General features: G+C 52.9%; 17 protein-coding genes. 12 read left to right on the top strand and 5 right to left on the bottom strand.

Annotation, left to right across the window (positions count from 1 at the left end):
• Positions 1 to 135 precede the first annotated feature (135 nt).
• From rlmN to Q31b_RS01050, 6 genes are all read left to right on the top strand, one after another.
• Complete coding sequence (rlmN, locus tag Q31b_RS01075; protein ID WP_197170725.1) at positions 136 to 1,224, top strand: 23S rRNA (adenine(2503)-C(2))-methyltransferase RlmN; 1,089 nt, start codon at positions 136 to 138, stop codon at positions 1,222 to 1,224.
• 147 nt (positions 1,225 to 1,371) lie between these two features.
• Positions 1,372 to 1,677, top strand: coding sequence for a hypothetical protein (locus tag Q31b_RS01070; RefSeq protein WP_231617209.1), 306 nt, complete (start codon positions 1,372 to 1,374; stop codon positions 1,675 to 1,677).
• A 240-nt stretch (positions 1,678 to 1,917) separates the two neighbouring features.
• The gene (locus tag Q31b_RS01065) at positions 1,918 to 2,562 is read left to right on the top strand and encodes a type I restriction endonuclease (protein WP_197170722.1); all 645 of its coding nucleotides are present in this window, start codon (positions 1,918 to 1,920) and stop codon (positions 2,560 to 2,562) included.
• Positions 2,563 to 2,990: 428 nt separating this feature from the next.
• Positions 2,991 to 3,560 carry a hypothetical protein gene (locus Q31b_RS01060; protein WP_146597841.1) on the top strand — a complete coding sequence of 190 codons (570 nt, stop codon included), beginning with the start codon at positions 2,991 to 2,993 and terminating at the stop codon, positions 3,558 to 3,560.
• Between the two features lie 392 nt (positions 3,561 to 3,952).
• Entirely contained in the window at positions 3,953 to 4,213 is a 261-nt protein-coding gene (locus tag Q31b_RS01055; protein WP_146597840.1) for a hypothetical protein, read from the top strand.
• Between the two features lie 60 nt (positions 4,214 to 4,273).
• Complete coding sequence (locus tag Q31b_RS01050; RefSeq protein ID WP_146597839.1) at positions 4,274 to 4,894, top strand: glycine zipper domain-containing protein; 621 nt, start codon at positions 4,274 to 4,276, stop codon at positions 4,892 to 4,894.
• A 260-nt stretch (positions 4,895 to 5,154) separates the two neighbouring features.
• On the opposite strand, the gene pssA is transcribed toward Q31b_RS01050, so the two are convergent.
• Complete coding sequence (gene pssA / locus Q31b_RS01045; protein ID WP_231617208.1) at positions 5,155 to 6,126, bottom strand: CDP-diacylglycerol--serine O-phosphatidyltransferase; 972 nt, start codon at positions 6,124 to 6,126, stop codon at positions 5,155 to 5,157.
• Between the two features lie 56 nt (positions 6,127 to 6,182).
• A complete protein-coding gene (locus tag Q31b_RS01040; RefSeq protein WP_197170718.1) occupies positions 6,183 to 7,178 on the bottom strand; it encodes a phosphatidylserine decarboxylase in 996 nt (331 codons plus the stop codon).
• 274 nt (positions 7,179 to 7,452) lie between these two features.
• Between Q31b_RS01040 and nadB the strand changes: the two genes are divergently transcribed.
• The 3 genes from nadB to Q31b_RS01025 all read left to right on the top strand — a co-directional run bounded on the left by nadB (position 7,453) and on the right by Q31b_RS01025 (position 11,420).
• On the top strand, positions 7,453 to 9,150 hold the full coding sequence (nadB, locus tag Q31b_RS01035; RefSeq protein ID WP_146597837.1) for an L-aspartate oxidase: 1,698 nt from the start codon (positions 7,453 to 7,455) through the stop codon (positions 9,148 to 9,150).
• Positions 9,147 to 10,094: a lipase family protein gene (locus Q31b_RS01030; protein WP_146597836.1), complete on the top strand. Its 948-nt coding sequence runs from the start codon at positions 9,147 to 9,149 to the stop codon at positions 10,092 to 10,094. Before nadB ends, Q31b_RS01030 begins: the two co-directional genes overlap by 4 nt.
• A 294-nt stretch (positions 10,095 to 10,388) precedes the next feature.
• Positions 10,389 to 11,420: an AAA family ATPase gene (locus Q31b_RS01025; protein WP_146597835.1), complete on the top strand. Its 1,032-nt coding sequence runs from the start codon at positions 10,389 to 10,391 to the stop codon at positions 11,418 to 11,420.
• A 420-nt stretch (positions 11,421 to 11,840) separates the two neighbouring features.
• Here the strand turns inward: Q31b_RS01025 and Q31b_RS01020 are convergent, their stop codons facing one another.
• From Q31b_RS01020 to Q31b_RS01010, 3 genes are all read right to left on the bottom strand, one after another.
• Positions 11,841 to 12,818, bottom strand: a complete 978-nt coding sequence (locus tag Q31b_RS01020; RefSeq protein WP_146597834.1) for a M90 family metallopeptidase — start codon at positions 12,816 to 12,818, stop codon at positions 11,841 to 11,843.
• A 413-nt stretch (positions 12,819 to 13,231) separates the two neighbouring features.
• Positions 13,232 to 13,924 carry a 7-cyano-7-deazaguanine synthase QueC gene (queC, locus tag Q31b_RS01015; RefSeq protein WP_146597833.1) on the bottom strand — a complete coding sequence of 231 codons (693 nt, stop codon included), beginning with the start codon at positions 13,922 to 13,924 and terminating at the stop codon, positions 13,232 to 13,234.
• Between the two features lie 5 nt (positions 13,925 to 13,929).
• Positions 13,930 to 14,910 carry a 3'-5' exoribonuclease YhaM family protein gene (locus tag Q31b_RS01010; protein WP_231617207.1) on the bottom strand — a complete coding sequence of 327 codons (981 nt, stop codon included), beginning with the start codon at positions 14,908 to 14,910 and terminating at the stop codon, positions 13,930 to 13,932.
• 205 nt (positions 14,911 to 15,115) lie between these two features.
• Here Q31b_RS01010 and Q31b_RS01005 point away from each other — a divergent pair, with 205 nt between their 5' ends.
• The 3 genes from Q31b_RS01005 (at position 15,116) to ppk1 (ending at position 19,278) form a co-directional block, all read left to right on the top strand.
• Entirely contained in the window at positions 15,116 to 15,811 is a 696-nt protein-coding gene (locus Q31b_RS01005) for a hypothetical protein (protein ID WP_146597831.1), read from the top strand.
• A 211-nt stretch (positions 15,812 to 16,022) separates the two neighbouring features.
• A complete protein-coding gene (locus tag Q31b_RS01000; RefSeq protein ID WP_231617206.1) occupies positions 16,023 to 17,021 on the top strand; it encodes a c-type cytochrome domain-containing protein in 999 nt (332 codons plus the stop codon).
• 64 nt (positions 17,022 to 17,085) lie between these two features.
• Positions 17,086 to 19,278 (top strand): polyphosphate kinase 1, encoded by a 2,193-nt coding sequence (ppk1, locus tag Q31b_RS00995; protein WP_231617205.1) that lies wholly within the window; start codon positions 17,086 to 17,088, stop codon positions 19,276 to 19,278.
• Positions 19,279 to 19,285 lie beyond the last annotated feature (7 nt).

Below are 19,285 nucleotides of genomic sequence, written 5' to 3'. Positions count from 1 at the left end.
AATCAGCGAGACACGCGGCATACCTCGCCCCCTAAACCGCGTACCCAACCGACCTCGCGTTAGCAATGTGGTTCGCGCGGCCCGCTAGGCACGCGCTGAACCGAACTCATCACCCCTGTTCTGCGGACCGATCCCTTGACCCTTCCTGTAGTCACCCTGCCTACCGAAACGCCGTCCATTCATTCGGACGACCAACGTCAACATTTGCTCGACTGGGACCAGTCGTCGTTGTCGGATTGGCTCAAAGAAAAGGGGCAGCCAGCGTTTCGAGCGAAGCAGATTTGGAATTGGGTTTATCAGAAACGTGCGACATCGTTCGAGGAGATGACCAATTTGCCGAAGACGCTTCGCGACGAACTCGATCGTGCGTTTGTCATTTTCAAAGCGTCACAGTCGGCGATTACAAGTTCGCCCGATGGCACCGACAAGCTATTGATTCGGCTTTTTGATGGTGGCGAGGTCGAGTGTGTTTTACTGCGTGATGGAACGAGACGAAGTATCTGTGTCAGCAGCCAAGTCGGATGTGCGATGGGATGCGTCTTTTGTGCGAGCGGGCTCGATGGTGTCGACCGCAATCTCTCGCGTGGTGAGATTCTCGAACAAATGCTGAGGCTGCAATCGCGTTTGCAGGCGGAAGAACGACTCAGCCATATCGTGATGATGGGTATGGGCGAACCGCTGGCGAACTTGGATCATGTTCTGGCGACCCTCGATGTCGCTCGTAGCCCCGAAGGCTTGGGGATTAGTCCTCGGCGGATCACGATTAGTACAGTTGGCTTGCCGCCTGCAATCGATCGATTGTCGAAGCATGGTGTAGCCTACAATTTGGCTGTCAGTTTACACGCGCCCCATGACGAGCTTCGAACTCAATTGGTTCCCGTCAACAAGAAGATCGGCATCAAGGCGATTTTGGATGCAGCGGACCGCTACTTTGACGTCAGTGGTCGTCGGTTGACGTTTGAGTATGTGCTGCTCGGTGGTGTCAACGATAGCGACGATTGTGCTGAGTCTTTGGCGTCACTTCTTCGTCATCGCACGGCGATGCTAAATGTGATCCCTTACAACTTGGTTTCGGGCTTGCCATACAAGACGCCGAGTCCAAAATCGATCTCGCGATTCAAAGAGATTTTGGTCACTCGAGGGATTAACGTGATGTTTCGTCAACGCAAAGGCAGCGAGATCGATGCTGCGTGTGGGCAATTACGGCGAAATCGCCAAGCCTAAATTTCTTGGGAAACCAATAGGTCGGTCAATCCCATTCGTTCAGATAGCGGAAACATGAATGTGGTTGTGTTTGATCCGCCACAACTTGAATGAAAACACGGTGAAGCGGTTCTTTGCCAGTCAGCATATTCTCTTTGGGGCTCGCTGGTGCTGGCCAATCCTCCGTTCGCTGGCTCGCTGGATTACGAGAGCTGTGCCAAGGACTTGTTGCAAATCGTCAAGACCAAGAAGACCGAGCTGCTGTTTCTGACGCTGTTCCTGCGGTTGCTCAAGCCCGCTAGCCGCGGGTGTCCCAAGGGTTTCAACGAGCGGACGGCGCAGAGCTTTTGCGTGCCGAAGTCGGACATTGTCGAGCAGGGTTACGACTTGTCGATCAACCGCTACAAGGAAGTCGTCCACGAAGAAGTCGACCATCGCCCCCCGCAAGTGATATTGAGTGAGTTGGAAAAGTAAACCAAAGTATCGACTGTGCTATCGGGCAATCAGTCGCCGCCGTTCGGCCAAGTGACTCGCTTGACGCGGACTACCTTTATCATTTTCTTGCAACCAACGTCGCGTTCATGTGAGCTAAGTCGCAGGGTATGGCGCAGGGCGTTATTACTCGCGAAGTGTTGCGAGCTCTAAAGATTCCCCTTCCGCCGCTTTCGAAGCGGACGCCGTTTCAACGGTCGAAGAACTGTTCCACTTCTGCTGTTGGCCGACAAGGACAAGCTGGATGTCGAGATCAAGTTGCTTCGCACGGAAGTAGCCAAGGCGAAAAAGGCTGCCGAGAAGATTCAGGACGATCACGATTACAACGAAGCTGAAACCCGAGATCGCTGGATCGACGAATGGTTGAAAGAATCCGGCTGGCCGCTTGATCAAAAGCGTGATCGCGAGTTCCCCGTGACGGGGATGAATAGTCGCCTTTCTCTCCGCGAAAGTAGCACCGCCGATGAACGCGCCTTTCGCGGAGCGAAAGGCGACATTGGCTTTGTCGACTACGTGCTGTGGGGCGACGATGGTAAACCGCTGGCGGTGGTCGAGGCCAAACGGACGCGACGCGACCCACGAGTCGGGGAACAGCAGGCAAAGCTGTATGCCGATTGCCTGGAAGCGATGTATGGACAGCGACCGATCATTTTTTACACCAACGGCTACGAATATTGGATCTGGGACGATTGCGTCTACGCGCCGCGCCGAGTTCAGGGCTTCTACAAGAAAGCGGAGTTGGAACTGCTGATCCTCAGACGCAGTAGTCGCCGCGACTTGGCTTCGGCAACTGAACGAATCGTTTGCGTATCAATACCTTCGCGACGGAAATGCCGCCCGTCTTCGATAGCGATCCACGCTGCCTGAGCTTGCCCGCGAGTCTTCGACGCTTCGATCGGATGGTCTGGCCGAAACACACAAACGCCATGGTCCGCACCAACAACGGCTTTGTTTTTTATGACCGCCCTGGCCAACATGAATTGGTCAAACAGCATCTCATTCGGCTGCGTCCAAGCCGGAACACCCATCGCGGTCTTAGCGAACCAATCACGATACGCTTTCTCCGCTTCAACCGCTAGCTTTGTTCGAGGGTGGCAAGGCCCGTCGTTGTAGATTCGTGTTGGCGTTGTCTCATCCATGAGCGAACCAGTGCTTTGTGTGAAATACGGGGACCATTCGCCGATCGTGTTGTCGCCACCGCGTGGAATTAGCCACACAAACTGTTGGCGCAGAGTTTTGAGCCGGCGATAATCGCGACTCGGCTGGATCTCATCAACCGACGAGAACACCCGATTTTGCCACTTGTTGTCGGAACAACCGGCGGTAATGACTTCGTTATCCGACTCGAATCCGCCTGCCCTATGACCGCGTTGCGTAACCACAATTTTGAAATTACTCCATACATCGGCGCGCTGCCGCTTCAATTTGGCATGTCCGCCGAGGCGGTGCATGCGCTGCTTGGTGCACCGCAACAAATCTCAACGCTATGGAACAAAAGCGGGTTTTCACATTCGTGGACTAACCCAGACTTGAACATTGGTTTCTCGAACGACGATGCCCTCAATCACGTCGGATTGATTCCGAATGGCATTTCCGTTTCGCTCAACGGCACGGAAATCTGGACTCGAGATTCATGCGTCGATCCAAACCCAACCCTACTGCGATTCGACGCGAGCCCGCGTGAATGCTTCGGCTTTCTCGTCTATCTGGAAATCGGCATTGCGACAACCGGGTTTCACGATGACGATTCATCGCAACACGCTCTTTGCGTGTTCGCACGCGGTGCTTATGATGACCTGCTTTCCAAATCGACTACGCCCGATCTGAGTCGCTATAGCAACCCCAAATCCAAAAACGGCGGATAACCAAAAATTGCATGGGCGAACGCGAGTAAGCGTTTTTGGGATGGCTAGGGAGATAGCGGAATCCATCCGCGATGAGTTTCGGTGCGAACGACAAGGCCCAACGTCTTGGCAGGGGTGAGCCAGCGACCAACCGTGCCTGTCGGTCCGTCCATTTTCTCGGCGACCTGCCGTCCGCTGTTGGTGTCGATTGGTGAAGGCTCATGTTCCCAAGGTTACTCCCGTTCGATTTCTGTTGACTAGCTGATCGCTGCAATCGCTCTATCCGTTATCGTCCCTAGTGAAAGTTTCATTCGCTGCAACCGGTAAGGCGATTCTATTCGTGTTTGGCCATCTTATGGGCAAAACTAAGGAAGATCCGAAGACTCTCCTACCTTTCACGACAGACTGATTTCATGAAACGCTTTGCCATTTCTTTATTCATCGTTTTGGTTCTTGGCAGCTCCAGCTTCGCTGCAGGACCTTTCGGTGGCTTTCGCTCGAGTCGCTCGGCACGGTCAGCTTACCAAACGCAAGCCGCTGCAAACGCGCGATCGACGTTCCATGCGAATGCCGGTTATCAACCGAGCCAGCGTCCCTTCATGAGTGAAGAAGAGATGACACGGATTTTCGGTAAGAGCATTCTCGTTCGTGACGATAAGGCGAGCAGCGAATAGAAGATCCACTTCCAAAGGCAGGTGAGAAATCAGCAGCCGTTCGCCTAGAAAGATTCTATTATGAAAAAGACAATTGTTCTGACATTTTTGTTCCTGTTTGTCGCCTGTGAAACGCAAGCGCAGAACCGTACACATCGGCGACGCGGTGCATTGCTTGGCGGGTTAGCGGGCGCCGCAATCGGTGCGGCGATTGGCGATTCGGGGAACAACGAAACCGCTGGCGCGTTGATTGGTGGTGCTGTCGGAGCAATTGCAGGCGGTGCGATCGGCAACGAAAAAGATCGCAGGATTGAGCACCAAAATTATTATCATCATGGTCATCCGTCCTACCACGTGGTACCTCAACCGCAGTACCCGTACCATTCGCAACCGCAGCCACCTTTCCGCGGGCAGCCGGTCGTCATACCTCCGCCTCACGGCAACTTTGTCGCTGGCCCCCTGTCTCCGTTGGACGTCGCCACGATGGTCCGCCAAGGGGTCCCTGACTCGGCAATCATTGCACAAATCCAGCGATACGGCACAACGTCTCCGTTGAGTGTTCGCGACATCATCGCGTTGCATGAAAATGGCGTTTCGGAAGTCGTGATTCAAGTCATGCAGGCACCACCTCCGATTCAAAATCCTGTTTGGGAATCGGAAATCGAACTGGTTCCCCCCGGTCCGATCCAAGGTTTCCACTAGCAGCCCAATCAACTTCCTTTTCACCCACAGATTCTGCTGAACAGCCGAAAATAAAAAATACTCTAGCGAGTCAGGAAAACAGCTCGAAGCATCCGATAGCTCCAGCCTGGTCCGAGCGGACGCGCAAGCTATTATCCGACGGTAGTCGGATGGAAGCTCATTCGCACGCTTAACTTACCAACCAGAACGCCATCAAACTTGGTCCGCCATCAAACTGGGTCCGTCATCAAACTGGGTCCGTCATCAAATGTGCTTCGAGTTCATTTGTCATTTGTCACTGGTTCGTTTCGTCGAAACAGTTGTCTGATTGGCGGAGCGAAAGCGTAGTAGCAGAATCCGATGGGTAGCGCGACCCAGTGCAGCAGGAATCCGATCACGATCGTAAACAATGCTTTTCCGAATTGGTGGGTTGTCCATCGACCTCGGATAACCTGTTGGAAGATATGAACGTACTGGAATCTTGAAGTCATCAAGTAGGCTAGGCAAACTGCTAACGCGGGAACGACGTAATGTGACGAATCGAGAGCAAAGCGGGCAATCGAACGGAGGAATTCAGGGTAGTAAGGGTCTGTTGCAATGGCAGCGACATCGGGCAAGGCGATTGCAAATGCGGCAATCGTACCCGCAGCAGCTGGGCTTGGAAGTCCGTCGAAGCCATCGTGTGCATCGTCGTCATCGGTTTCGACATTGAACCGAGCTAGTCGGATGAGGACGCACAGCGTAAACAGAACGCCGATTGCCCAGCTTAGCTTTTGAGGAAAGACATCACTGAGTCGCCAAACGATAACCGCGGGAGCCACCCCGAACGTGATCACATCGCAGAGACTGTCTAGTTCGGCACCGAAGCGGCTTTCTTGGCCTGTCATCCGGGCTGCGGAACCATCGAGCGCGTCAAAGACCATGCCCGCAAAGATCAATACGCCCGCAACAAACAATTTCGTCTCGTCGGCCCAGGGCAAATTCACGCTAACGGCGACGGAGATTGCTGCTAACCCGCAAACGGCATTTCCGAGTGTCAAGATGGTGGGCAAAAACGCAAGGTTGATTCGCCGCTTGGAACGTTTGCCTTTTCGCCGCCTACGAAGTCGCGACCCCAACTTTCGACGAACACGCGATTCTTCTATTTCATTGGGCTCAAGTTCAGCTTGATCGAAGCCATCGGAATCTTCGATCGTATCCTCCTCCACAAAGTCTCCATTCTCCAAATGGTCTTGGTCGTCGTGATGGGACATTGGCTGGTTTCCAAATAGCGTTTTTTTCAATTCGCTCATGTTTTATCGCGGCTGATTTACTTGTATTGACCAATCACGCTGCTGCCGGCTTTGAGCTTGTCGCCGATCTTGGCGGTGATATCTAAATTTCCATCGTCAGGCAGAACCAACTCGGTTCGAGACCCTAGTTTAATCATTCCATACATTTCACCGCGCAATAAAACGTCTCCTGGTCGAACCCAGCACACAATTCGTCGTGCAAATTGTCCGGTTATTTGTCGAATCCGGTACTTGCGGGTTACAGGTGACGGTTCGCCAGCGGGATCGGCGGCCGATTCGGTGGCTTCGAGCGTGACGTCTAAATTCTCATTTTCTCGGGCTGATTCAGGTCGCAGAGCATTGAGGAATTTTCCGGGGTGATAACGGATCGAAATCACGCGTCCTGGAAGGGAAACACGGTTGGCATGAACGTTGAAAATGGAAAGAAAAATCCCAACTTGGATACATTTCCCCAATTCGGGGTCCTCAATCGCCTCCATTTGCACGAGACGGCCGTCGGCGGGGGAGACGATCGTTCCTGGGAGGGCGGGGATTTGACGTTTGGGGTCACGAAAAAAATAAACCACCAAAGCGGCGACCATCAGAGCCGGCAAGCTCAACGGCCACCAAATAAATACCGATAGAAACGCCAGCAATACGAAAAAACTTGTCAACAGAAGGAGTTCCGCTAAACCAACACGAACAAACGGCAACGATTCACGCCACTGGAACGGGTCATCTGCATCGGCCCACCAATAGGTGTCTTGGTTGCGGTAGTACTTGATGTCTCGAGGATCGACGGGGTCGAACGGCAATGATCCTTTGTGTCCTTGTCGAGTTTGCAGCATGCGTTGGACATAACCAGGACGAAATTTTCGCAAATACCAGCGTCTTATGCCGCCCCATGCCAATTCAATCGACATCACGATCCCCCCGCCAGGTTGGATCGTCGTCAATGCCAGATCCATTGCTGCAGCCGCATTCGATGTCTCGTGCTCAGACGTTTTCGCAACACAGGATGGTGGATCGGACATCAAGTTTTAAGCAAATTTAGGAGAAAGCAGGAAGTCGGTGTGGTCATCTACCGGTAGGGTATCCGCTATAACAAGGGTATGTCGATACGCGGGAGCCTTGTCCGATTCAAATCCTAGGGTAGTGGATCTTGTTCAAGATCCTTCCGCATGGGGATCTTTGACAAAATCCACTACCGGCAACCCTCATTCTTATCCCTAGCAAAGTATTCCCTATCCCCCGTTCAACACGCCCTCCAGCTCGTCCCCGTTAACATTTTTTTTTGAGTTTTTCGTCATTATGACTCCTCGCTACCTTTTGCCCTTCGATTCACGCCGAGCTTCTCACCGATTTACCGATGTTTTGGTGATAGGTGGTGGATTGGCAGGACTTCGAGCGGCCAATGCGGTTGAATCGAATCAATCCGTTCTCGTTGTGACCAAGGATAGACTGCGTGAATCGAATAGTAATTACGCCCAAGGTGGTATCGCGGGCGTGATCGCCCCCGAAGATCGGTTCGAAGATCACGTGCGAGATACTCTGGTCGCGGGCGGGAATCTTTGTGATCCCGACACGGTCGATATGGTCATCCGCGAAGGCCCACGGCGGATCGAGGAGTTGATCGAGTGGGGCACGGAGTTTGACCAGTTCAACGGCAGCTTGGCGCTCGGACGCGAAGGCGGCCATAGCCGTGAACGAATTTTACATGCCCGTGGCGACGCAACGGGGCAAGAGATCATGCGGGCGGTCATCAAACGGACGAGAGAATTACCGAATGTCGAAATTTGGGACAATGCCTTCACCGTCGATCTACTGACCTACGAAGGCCGTTGTCGGGGAGCCGTAATTGTCGACGCCAATAACCGTCCGCAATTGGTATGGGCCAAAGAGACAATCCTTTGCACAGGAGGAGCGGGGCAGGTTTACCGCGAATCGACCAATCCTCCCGTGGCCACCGGCGACGGTTTGGCGATAGCCTACCGCGCAGGGGTCGAGCTTCGCGACATGGAATTTTTCCAATTCCATCCGACCGTACTCTACATCGCCGGTTCGTCTCGGTCGCTGATCACCGAAGCACTCCGTGGCGAAGGCGCCTATTTGATCGATGCGACTGGGAACCGGTTTATGCCCGAATACGATTCGCGAGCCGAATTGGCCCCCCGTGATATCGTCAGCCAATCGATCATCCGCCAGATGGCGGTAACCAAACACCCGTGCGTTTACTTAGATCTTTCGCACATTGACCCAGCGATTGTGATGCGGCGGTTTCCCGGGATCGCGGACGTCTGCGACAAGTTCGGTTTGGACATCACCAGCGACCGAATTCCCGTTCGCCCCGGTGCTCATTACATGGTCGGTGGGGTGACCGTGGATCGCCAAGGGCGGACCAGTCTACCGGGACTTTGGGCTGCCGGTGAAGCGACTAGCAGCGGACTGCACGGAGCGAACCGGTTGGCCAGCAACAGTTTGCTCGAAGGCCTCGTCTATGGGGCGCATGCGGGCGAAGCTGCGACACGAGCGGCTGCAGAGGGAGCTTCGAAAATGGAGGCGTTGCCGATTCAACAATCCGTGCATCCTTCGGGGGAATCGTTCGATATCGCCGACGTCCGCGTGTCGCTCAAAAGTTTGATGGGGCGTTTAGCGGGCGTTGAACGGAACGCGCCTGAACTACGCGAAGCAGCCGATTCGATTCGTTCGTTTGCGGCCTACGTGATGCCACGACAATTCAACCAAGTCGAAGGCTGGGAATTACAGAATTTGTTGGTTGTCGCATCTTGCATTGTCCGTGCCGCATTGGCAAGAACGGAATCAAGGGGCGTCCATTTCCGCAGCGATTATCCCAAGTGTGACGACGAAAATTGGCGCCGCCACTTGACGTTACAAATTGATGTCGACGGAGGACACCCCAAAATTGGTGAACGTTTGCCCGTTACCGATGGAGTTTCAAATTCGACAAGTGAGTCTATCTCGATGAGTGGAGATGCAAAGCGATGAGTGAAGGTGCTGTAAATGAACTGGCGAGCCGAATCGTTGCCGATCCGGCGGAAGTGCCCTTTGTCGTCCATTCAAACGTCAAAGGGCCAATCAAGGATTTGACATTCCTTGAACGCGCACTTCTGTTTGCGGAGCTATCGATGATTTCTTACAACGATGAAGACGAAGCGAGGCGGGCTGCCACGTTAGCCGGATTCGATGACGTCACATTTTATAACCACGATGGCTCGCAAGCTTTTCGATTTCGAAACCAATTCGATTGCATCATCGCCTGTCGAGGCACCGAGCCGAACGAGTGGAACGATATTCAAGCGGATGCCAATGCGACCAGTGTGATTGCCGAAACGATCGGTAAAGTTCATCGAGGCTTCAAACAAGAAGTCGACGATCTATGGCCGATGCTCGAAACAGCATTGATGAGCAATGAACAACCACTTTGGTTTTGTGGGCATTCGCTCGGAGCGGCGATGGCAACGATCTGCAGCGGACGCTGTTTCTTGTCACATATCGATTCGAATCCCGAGCAGCTTTACACCTACGGTAGCCCTCGCGTGGGCAACAACCGTTACGTCAACTACGTCAAGTTGGAGCATTTCCGTTTCGTCAATAACAACGACATCGTCACTCGAGTGCCACCGTTCTTTTTGGGGTATCGACATTGTGGCAGCGAAATCTATATGGACCGCAACGGACGCGTGCGAAAACTCGGCATGATTATGAAACGCCGCGATCGGCTACGTGGTTTTTTAGGCGGACTTCGCCGCTGGAAAATCGATCATTTTGCTGATCATTCCATTCATCGCTATATCGATGCGATTTTCAAGGCGGTCGAAGGTGAAAAGAAAACGGTCGCGGAAGGCGGCGAAGCCAAGCCGGCCGACTATTATGCCTGTACCAAACGTGAATGGACGATAGAATCAGACTTGGTCGAAAAGAGTGGCTAGGCATTGTCCGCAAAACAAAATTGATTAAAAAACAACTGGCGTCCAACGAATCCATCTCTGCTTTTCATCGACGAAAACGAAGGTTTTGATAGCAGTGCCTTTTTGAAGCAGTGCCTTTTTGAAGCAGTGCTTTTTGATAGTCGCGAAGCGATGATAGGCAATCGCCCCGAACGTGAGTCCGGGCTTTGCGTCAAGCGATGATCGGAGAGTCCCAAAAGGACTTTTGGTTTCAAGTGGAACCCTAACCCCGGACGGAAGTCCGAGGCTATCACCTACCGTGCCTTTGGCACTCAAATGCAAGTGAGTAAATTGAACGAGAACGAAAACCCAGCCGGTATCAGTCACGATTCCCATGGAGATCTCGGCGACGGATATGTTGACGTCGATGGTGTTCGACTGAAACTATCGCACCCCTATGAAGCTCCGGGGCAATGGATTGGTCAACGAGAGATATTGATGCAGTTGTTGGCATGTTGGATCACCATTGATGATTCCGATTTGCCGTTGACCCCTCGTCTAACCGGTCCTCCCGGCGTCGGCAAAACCCAGTTGGCGATTGCGGCTGCTCAAGCTCAGAAACGTCCGTTATTCATCTATCAATGCACGGCCGATACGCGGCCCGAAGATTTGCTCGTTACGCCCGTGCTAAGTCAAAACGGTACAATCGCTTATCACGCGTCGCCACTGGTTACGGCGATGTTGCTTGGCGGCGTTTGCGTGCTCGATGAGGGTAACCGGATGAATGAAAAGTCATGGGCGTCGCTTGCACCGCTGTTGGACGGTCGTCGTTACGTCGAGTCGATCGTTGCCGGGATTACAATCCATGCTGCCAAGGAATTTCGCTCGGCGGTCACGATGAACCAAGATGAATCGACATTCGAAATCCCCGATTATATCATGAGTCGGTTGCAACCAACCTTGGCGGTTGGGTTTCCGAATAAGCAAGACGAGATGGCGATCCTACAATACCACCTGCCGTTTGCGAAGGCTGAAATGTTGGCAATGACGGTCGAGTTTTTGCAGCATTCGCATGAACTGAAACTCGATTTTTCGCCGAGGGATGGTATCAATCTATTGCGTTTTGCGATCAAGCGAATGATGCAAGACAAGAACCATCCCGTCGCGTCCGATACCGCCTGGCAAGAAGCACTCGAAAAATGCTTGGGGAAAGAAGCGATCGATCTGGAGTCGTTGGCCGAACGGCACCGTCGTACGCTTGGCGGTGATTCCGTACCGCTTGGATTAGCCGATCTGTTCTTCGATTCGGATGATCCGATGCATCCCGACCGAGAAGATGACGACGATGATGAGGATATCTTGTTTTAAAGCCCATCCGAGCCAATTTGCAAACTTGCTTCGCAATTCACTTCTCACTTCCGCGATGCCAGAGGTAGGCTGAGTCTGGTGTGCTCAAGACTTGCTGTTTACCTGAAAATTGCTTCGTGCAGCCCCCTACCCAAGGTTGCGGTTTGCTACGCTTCGCTCGCAGTGCACGAACGTGCGGACTAGGTTGTCTAACGCCGTTGGCGTATTTGACGAATGCGGAAACGAATAGGAGATGCCCTCAATCCCCTCACAAAAGCGTACCTGGCGATCCCACTTTGAAGCCAGATCTTTCAAGTACCGATACTCGCTAATATGCTTGATGCAGCGGCATGCATTCGGGCCGCGCGTTTCAAGGCACGTGGGCGCGGTCCGATCGGCACACGATATACTGGCAGACGTTCGAGGGAGCAGAGGAATGCCTTAGCGATTGCGGCGGCAGCAGCGTTTGAATTTTTCACCACTGCCGCATGGACACGGATCGTTGCGGCCCACCCGTTTGCGTCGCTTGGGGCGACCGGCGAATAAGCGTTTGGTGTTTTGGCGATACATCTTTCTCATCAAGTCGTACAAACGTGGATCTTTCTTTTCGAGAATCGCTGGCGACTCGAAGAAGTACTCGGACAATACGGCAAAGTACTCTGCTTCGTTGGTGTAGGCGTAGTCATCGATGTGCTCGTCATTGCCAGCTTTCCGCTTCAGTTCTTCGCCGACCCATTTGACCCACGGGGCGTAGATGTCCGCAGAAACCCCTGGTGGTGTTCCGTCGATGTCACCATCTTGCTTGTCGACCAGATGTGCGAACTCGTGAATCCCCACATTGCGTTTGTCGCTGTCGTTCGCAAAGCCAGCTAATAGAGATGGCTTGGACAAGATCATCACTCCGCTGAGGTGATTTGTACCGACCATCCCCAGGATGTTCGCACCCGTTGCTTCGTCCGTTTGGTACTCACCATCGAACGATCCAGGATAGATCAGCACCTCGCCGAGGGTTGAGTATTCCCAGTCTTCGAAAGCAAAGATGGGAATCACAGCGCTGGCGGCCACCAATGTCCGCGTTGTCTCATCGACATCGGTGCGAATCCCCGTAATACGAACTTCGTCCAAGAAGACCGTCATCAGGTCACGGAACCGCTTTTTGCCGGCTAAGTCAAGTGCCCGGTAATAGCTGACATGTGAATTCAGAATCGCCTCACGATCCTTCGGGAAAGGATTTTGGAGCACGCGATACCGCCGTGCGGTGCGATATCGGAGCCAGTATGCTACCAAGGGCGGTACAGGAACCAAAATCAAAATCCACGGTGACAGCCAAGCGAACAGGGCGACGATCAAAACGCCAACGATCGCAAGGGTCCAGCACGTCCGCAGGTTGCGTCGGTTCTCGTTGGTGTTGACTAGCAATGGATTGACCTAGGGTTTTTGTCACCGCTTGAATTTAGGCTTGGCAAAAGCGTGGCTGGGGCATCTTGCCCCAGTAAGCTGCGACTGGAAGCCACAGCCACGAAAGATTCTTCTCTTAATTCTTCGTTGTGACAAAGCATTAGGAGGGATCAGCGTACTCGTGGGCGTTTCAAGGGAAGCTATTTGCGTTTCGTGAATATCATGTTGCATCTTTCTTGATGTTACTTACCGGGCTGTCGTCTCGGAAGCCGATTCTTGCCTACGATACGCTTTTAGGAAGGCATCGTGATCAGGCCTACAGCTTTTTTGTTCAATGACTCGCTCGCTTGACTCGCCCGCTTGACTCGCCCGCTTGACTCGCCCGCTTGACTCGCTCGCTTGACTCGCTTTAGGTTTTGGCTTTGTCTTCGATCCTACGCCCCTGGATCACTCATCCCGTTTTCTTGAAATCCTTTTTGGCGAAGCAAGCAAGCATCGCAGTGGCCGCACGGCCGAGCGTTGTTGTCGGGGTCGTAGCATGACAGCGTCTGGGAGTAATCGACTCCGAGGGCAAGGCCTCGTGCGATGATTTGCGATTTGCTTAGATCGATCAGGGGCGTATGAATGGATAAGCGATGGCCTTCGACTCCTGCGCGTGTCGCCAAATTCGCCATCTTTTCAAAGGCTGCGATAAATTCGGGTCGGCAATCAGGGTAGCCGCTGTAGTCGAGTGCATTGACGCCGATAAAGATGTCGGTGGCGTTTAGGGTTTCGGCCAACGCCAAGGCAAGCGACAGAAAGACCGTATTACGAGCAGGCACGTAGGTAACGGGAATCACCTCGCCCAAGTCGTCAACCGAGTCATGTTTTGGAACAGCGATCGCGGAGTCGGTTAAGGCCGAGCCGCCGAATTGGGACAAATTGATGTCGACAATTCGATGCGATGCAGCGCCCATCGATCTTGCCAGCATCATGGCACGATCGAGTTCAAAAGTATGTCGTTGTCCGTATCGAAAGCTAATCGCATGAGGCGTAAAACCTTCGCTAGCGGCAATCGCTAAACAAGTGGCACTATCGAGGCCGCCCGACAAAAGAACGACGGCAGGTCGTGGATCAGGTATCGTCATTGCTTTTAGGCCTCGCGTGATTTCCAAAGTTTGCGACCAATCGATGGATTGTAATTGGTCCAATTGCCATCGGCTGCGACATCGGAATCCATGATACTGGTGAACGAGTCAAGCTTGGCGTCTAGGTTGTCGAGATGATGCAGAGCTAAGGCTTCCAGCGTGACGGGCAACTTTGGGCTACCGAATTCGTAATGTCCATGATGGCTGACGATGAGGTGCTCCAGTTGCAACCGTAGCTCGGGCGGGAATGGTTGTCCTCCCTTTTCGAGCTCGCGAATTTTTTCATCCAGCAATTGCACTCCGATGACGATATGGCCGACCAGTTGGCCGCGATCGGTATAGGTCGCTTCGCCATCGGACGAGAGCTCTTCGAGTTTGCCGAGGTCGTGAAGGAATGCACCGAACAGCAAAAGGTCGGCATCGATACGGGGGTAGCGTGGTGCGAACAAATGGACCAACTCCATCAAATCAACGGTGTGTCGAAGTAGACCACCGGGATACGCATGATGGTTGGTCACGGCAGCGGCCCCAAGTTCGAGCCGCGCCATCAAGGTGGTATCTTGGAGGAACGCGTCACCGAGTTGTTTGAGATGCGGGTTGGAGATTTCTGTAAGCAATTCCGTTAAACGCGATTTTTGTTGCTGAGCTTGGCCGGCATCGAAGCGTTCGAAGTCGGCTAGATCGACTTCGGAGGAATCCATTCGCTGGACCTCCGTGACGATCATTTGCAGTGCTCCATTATGGATTTGGGTGCGTCCGATACAGTGGACGTAATCGCCGCGATCAAACGAATCGTAAATCCGTTCATCGGCGTTCCAGAGCATCCCTGACATTGTGCCCGATCGATCGGTCAGTTTCAGGATGATATACTTGCCGCCTTGCCGGTTGACGCGAAGTTGTTTGTCGGCCGCGCGGAAGGACTGCTCGACTTGCTGTCCATCGGTCAATTCCGAAATAGGCTTGCGATTCGTTGGGATGAGATTCACTGGGATCAGCTCGTATGGATAGGAAATTCGAATAGGAACGGTCGGAGGTGGCATGCGCCAAGGCATCAAGGATGCGGATATCGTTGTGACTTGGCAAGATGGCGGAGCGTGATTTTAGCGTTCTGTTCGTTTTTTGTCGCGATAACGGGATTTCTTCGCTTGCCTCTAGTCACTTTGCGTGAAAGTTGTGGTTAAACTAGTTTTTATGTCAGACGATACGACACAAACAGCAGACCGAACCACCTCGGTGCATCTGGTTCGATCTTCAAATCCGTGGACGAACGCCAGTAGTGCGGCGGGCTTTGTGCTGCGCTATTCACTTACGGTTCGCAAGATGTTGGTGACGATACTCGGGTCGTCGGATGTTGCCGACGATTGTTTGAGATTGTTGATTGCTCACCTCGTTTCCGCGGGTTTCGGCGAAAACAAAAAGGGGCGGCTACGAGATTTTTTGATTCGAGCAATCCGTTCGACGGCCAAAGCAAAGTTGGATGAATCGGAACCGACCGAAAAGCTGACAGCCAAAATCGATGCCATCAAGAATGACAACGAGCAATGGTTGTCTCTATGGCGGACGGGGTTGCTTGAGAGAGCATGGCGGTCGCTTGAAAGAAAAGAGCATCAATATCCTAAGAAACCACTCTACTCGGTCTTGCACTGTGCGACGACGGCATCCAAGAAAGAAAACCAATCGCTGAAAGAGCGACTGCGAGAAGAACGGGGGATCGAAATGGAGCTGAAGACGATCGATGAGCGTTTGCTGGAAGCTCGAGCTGTGTTCGCCCAGTTGTTAGCCGACGAGGTTGCCGAAACGATTGAAACACCGACCAAAGAAACCGTCAAAAGTGAGTTGAAAATACTTGGACTGACCCGAGCATTCGACGGAGTCGCAGTAAGGTAGACTGGATTCGATCAACGGGAGACCCGGCATCGGCAACCAAACAAATGGCAAACACCGTCTTGATTTCATGATTTGTAGTGGATCTTGTTAAAGATCCTGTGCGACGAGGATCTTTAACAAGATCCACTACAAATTACCTGAAGCATTCGCTACGACAAACTACCTGTCTGTACCCTTCCAATCCCCACCTTAAACGACACGAGGTTTTTCTGTGCATCACCTACCAAAACTTGTCCTGCCATTATTCGTCGTTCTCTTCTTTCTTGTATCGCCATCGCTGGTTGCTGCTGACACGGTCGAATCGCCGACGATTCTTGATGAATCAGGCCGTTTGATTGATTTTGAGCGTGATATTGCGCCAATCTTCGCGGGACATTGTTTGGAATGCCACGGGCCAGACGACGCAAAGAATGATTTTCGCGTCGACGAAGCCGACATCTTGCTAGATTACTTAGAGCCTGAAGACGCGTTAGGGAGTTCTTTGTTTGTCGACTACATGACGAGCGACGATGAAGACATGATGATGCCGCCACCATCGCATGGTGGCCCGCTGTCGACCAGTGAATTGTCGCTGATTCGAACGTGGATCGATGAGGGGGCGAATTGGCCATCCGGCGCCGTTGTGGGGGCGACCGAAGTGGCGATCGTTCCAGAGGTGGTCGCAGCAGCAGCACCGAAAAGCTTTCTTGGTCGCGTCTGGTCTTTCCAAGGATACCTGCATCCGGCCACCGTTCATTTTCCGATCGCGTTATTGCTTGTCGGAGCGTTGTTCGTGGTGTTGGGGATCAAATGGCCTGCGGTCGGGACTCAGATCCCCACAATGTGCTTAATTCTCGGCGGCGCTTCGGCGATCGTTGCGACCTTGATGGGATGGTCCTTTGCAAGTGAACAGGGTTATGGAGGTTGGTCAAAAATCGACTTTGATTCCGAACTGTTTTGGCATCGCTGGAGCGGCGTCGCCGTCGCATCGGGCTCTGCTATTTTGATGATCGTCGCGGCCATTGGATTTTGGAAAGACAGCGGGAAGCTGATGGGGGCTTGGAAGCTCGGGCTCGTTGTTTTAGCGGCAATGGTTGGCTTCGTCGGGCATCAAGGTGGAGAATTGAATTACGGCAAGGACTTTTATCCCAAAGCGATCGGAATTTTGCTCGGGCAAGACTCCGAAGCCGTTTCACCCGTTGCGGTAATCGAAGAGCCAATCGACAATTAACGCTCACGACGCCTCGACAGCAAGGCAATTCGCTTCCACCAAAAACGAACCCCCAAGCATTCCTGTGCCCAAAAAAAGCTCCGCTGCCAAAAAGAAAGCCCTGCCGTTTGATCTCCCCCTACCGGATGATCGGTTTCTTAACCGAGAATTGGCTTGGTTGGCGTTCAATGAACGTGTCTTAGACCAGGCCGCTGATGATTCGCTCCCGCTTTTGGAGCGGGCAAAGTTTTTGGCCATTACGGGATCCAATTTAGACGAATTCGTCATGGTCCGGATGGGTGGATTGCAATTGCAATTTGCACGAAATGCGATGGTCCGGGATGCCGCAGGATTGACGGTGTCGCAGCAAGTCAATGCGGTATCAAGTCGTTGCAAAGAGTTTGTCGACCGCCAATACACGCTCTTGCGAGAGGACCTCGAGCCACGGCTCGCTGAGGCTGGGGTTTGCCGAGTCGACTTGGATGATTGTCACGATCGGGCGCGCGAAGTGGCCCAGCGACGGTTCGAGAGCGATGTGTCAGCCGTCTTGTCACCGCAAGCGATCACGCACGATCGACCCTTCCCACTGTTACAAGGGTTAGCGATAAACCTTTGCGTTCGGCTTCGAGCGGTATCACAACCCGGCAAAACCGAAGAATTGGAAGATGGCGATGCTTGGCAGTACGCTGTCATCCCGCTTGGACGTACGGTCCCACGCATGATCCCGGTGCCAACTGAAAAAGGGCACGGGTACGTTTTGCTTGAAGATTTGGTTTGCCACTACGTCGAGGATTTTTTTCCAGGTCGTGAAGTGATGGAGTGCGTTGCGTTTCGGATCACTCGAAATGCGGACATCGAGTTGCAAGAAGATGGTGCGATGGACTTGGTCGACGGCATGGAAGACGTGCTCGAGAGCCGCCGCCTGTCGCGAGTGGTCAGGCTCGAATACGGTGCCAACGCCAGTGATCATTCGGTGGCGTTCCTATCCGAAATGATGCAGCTTACCAATCAAGATTTGTACAAGGTTGATGGTCCCTTGGACCTTGGTTATCTATTCACGCTGCACGGGCTTGAAGGTTTTGATTCGCTCCGCGAAACACCTTGGTTGCCTCAAGCGAACATTGACATCGACCCAGCCGAACCAATGTTTTCTACGATTGCGAAAGGCGACTTGCTGCTCATTCATCCCTACGAACGTTTCGATCCGATCGTGCGTTTGATCGAAGAGGCCGCCGTTGACCCGGATGTATTGGCGATCAAACAGGTTTTGTATCGGACGAGCGGCAAGAGTCCTATCGTCTCGGCGCTGATGCGAGCTGCCGAGCGAGGAAAATACGTGTCGGTGATTGTCGAGCTAAAAGCTCGCTTTGATGAAGCCCGGAATATCGAATGGGCTCGTGAGATGGAACAGGCAGGGGTACAGGTCATTTACGGGATTCGCGGACTGAAAACGCACGCAAAGGTGTGCATCATCGTCCGCCGTGAACCGCAGGGAATCGTCCGCTACATGCACTTTGGCACGGGGAACTACAACGAATCGACCGCAAAGATTTATAGCGATGTATCGCTTTTGACCTGCAACGATACCCTCGGCGCCGATGCGACCACTTTTTTCAATGCGGTAACAGGTGCAAGTCAACCGCAGCAGTTGCAACTGCTTGCTGCTGCACCGATGACGCTACGCAAACGTTTGCTGAACTTAATTGAAGCGGAAACCCGGCGATGTCAAGAAGGCCAGAAGGCCGAGATCACTGCCAAAATCAATTCGCTTGTCGATACCGAAGTCATCGATGCGTTGTATCGGGCTAGCCAGGTAGGGGTTCGCATTCGATTGAACGTCCGAGGGATCTGCTGTCTAAGACCAGGCGTGAAGGGTTTGAGTGATTCGATCGAAGTGATTTCCATCGTGGATCGCTTTTTGGAACATGCTCGAATTATCTATTTTCGGCATGGTGGTGACGATGAATTGTTTATCAGTAGTGCCGATTGGATGCCGAGAAACCTGGATCGACGCGTCGAGTTAATGGTTCCGGTGATCGAGCAAGCATGCCGTGACAAACTTCTTTCAACGCTAAAAACTTATTTCAAAGACAACACGAATTGTTGGCGGATGTTGCCGACGGGAATGTACGAGCGGATTGTTCCTGCCACGAAGAAGGCAGTACCTTTCCAATCGCAACGCGTGTTGCATGAACGCGCGGTCGCATCGGTTACGAAAGCCAAGCAAAGTCGCCGCACCACCTTTGAAACGCACGAACCCAAACGCGAGGGCGAATGACGAGTTG

Origin of the sequence: Novipirellula aureliae (assembly GCF_007860185.1) — a bacterium.
Classification (GTDB): Bacteria; Planctomycetota; Planctomycetia; order Pirellulales; family Pirellulaceae; genus Novipirellula_A; species Novipirellula_A aureliae.
Note: the sequence above shows the minus strand (reverse complement) of the source record. Positions and strands in the feature narration are given on the sequence as shown.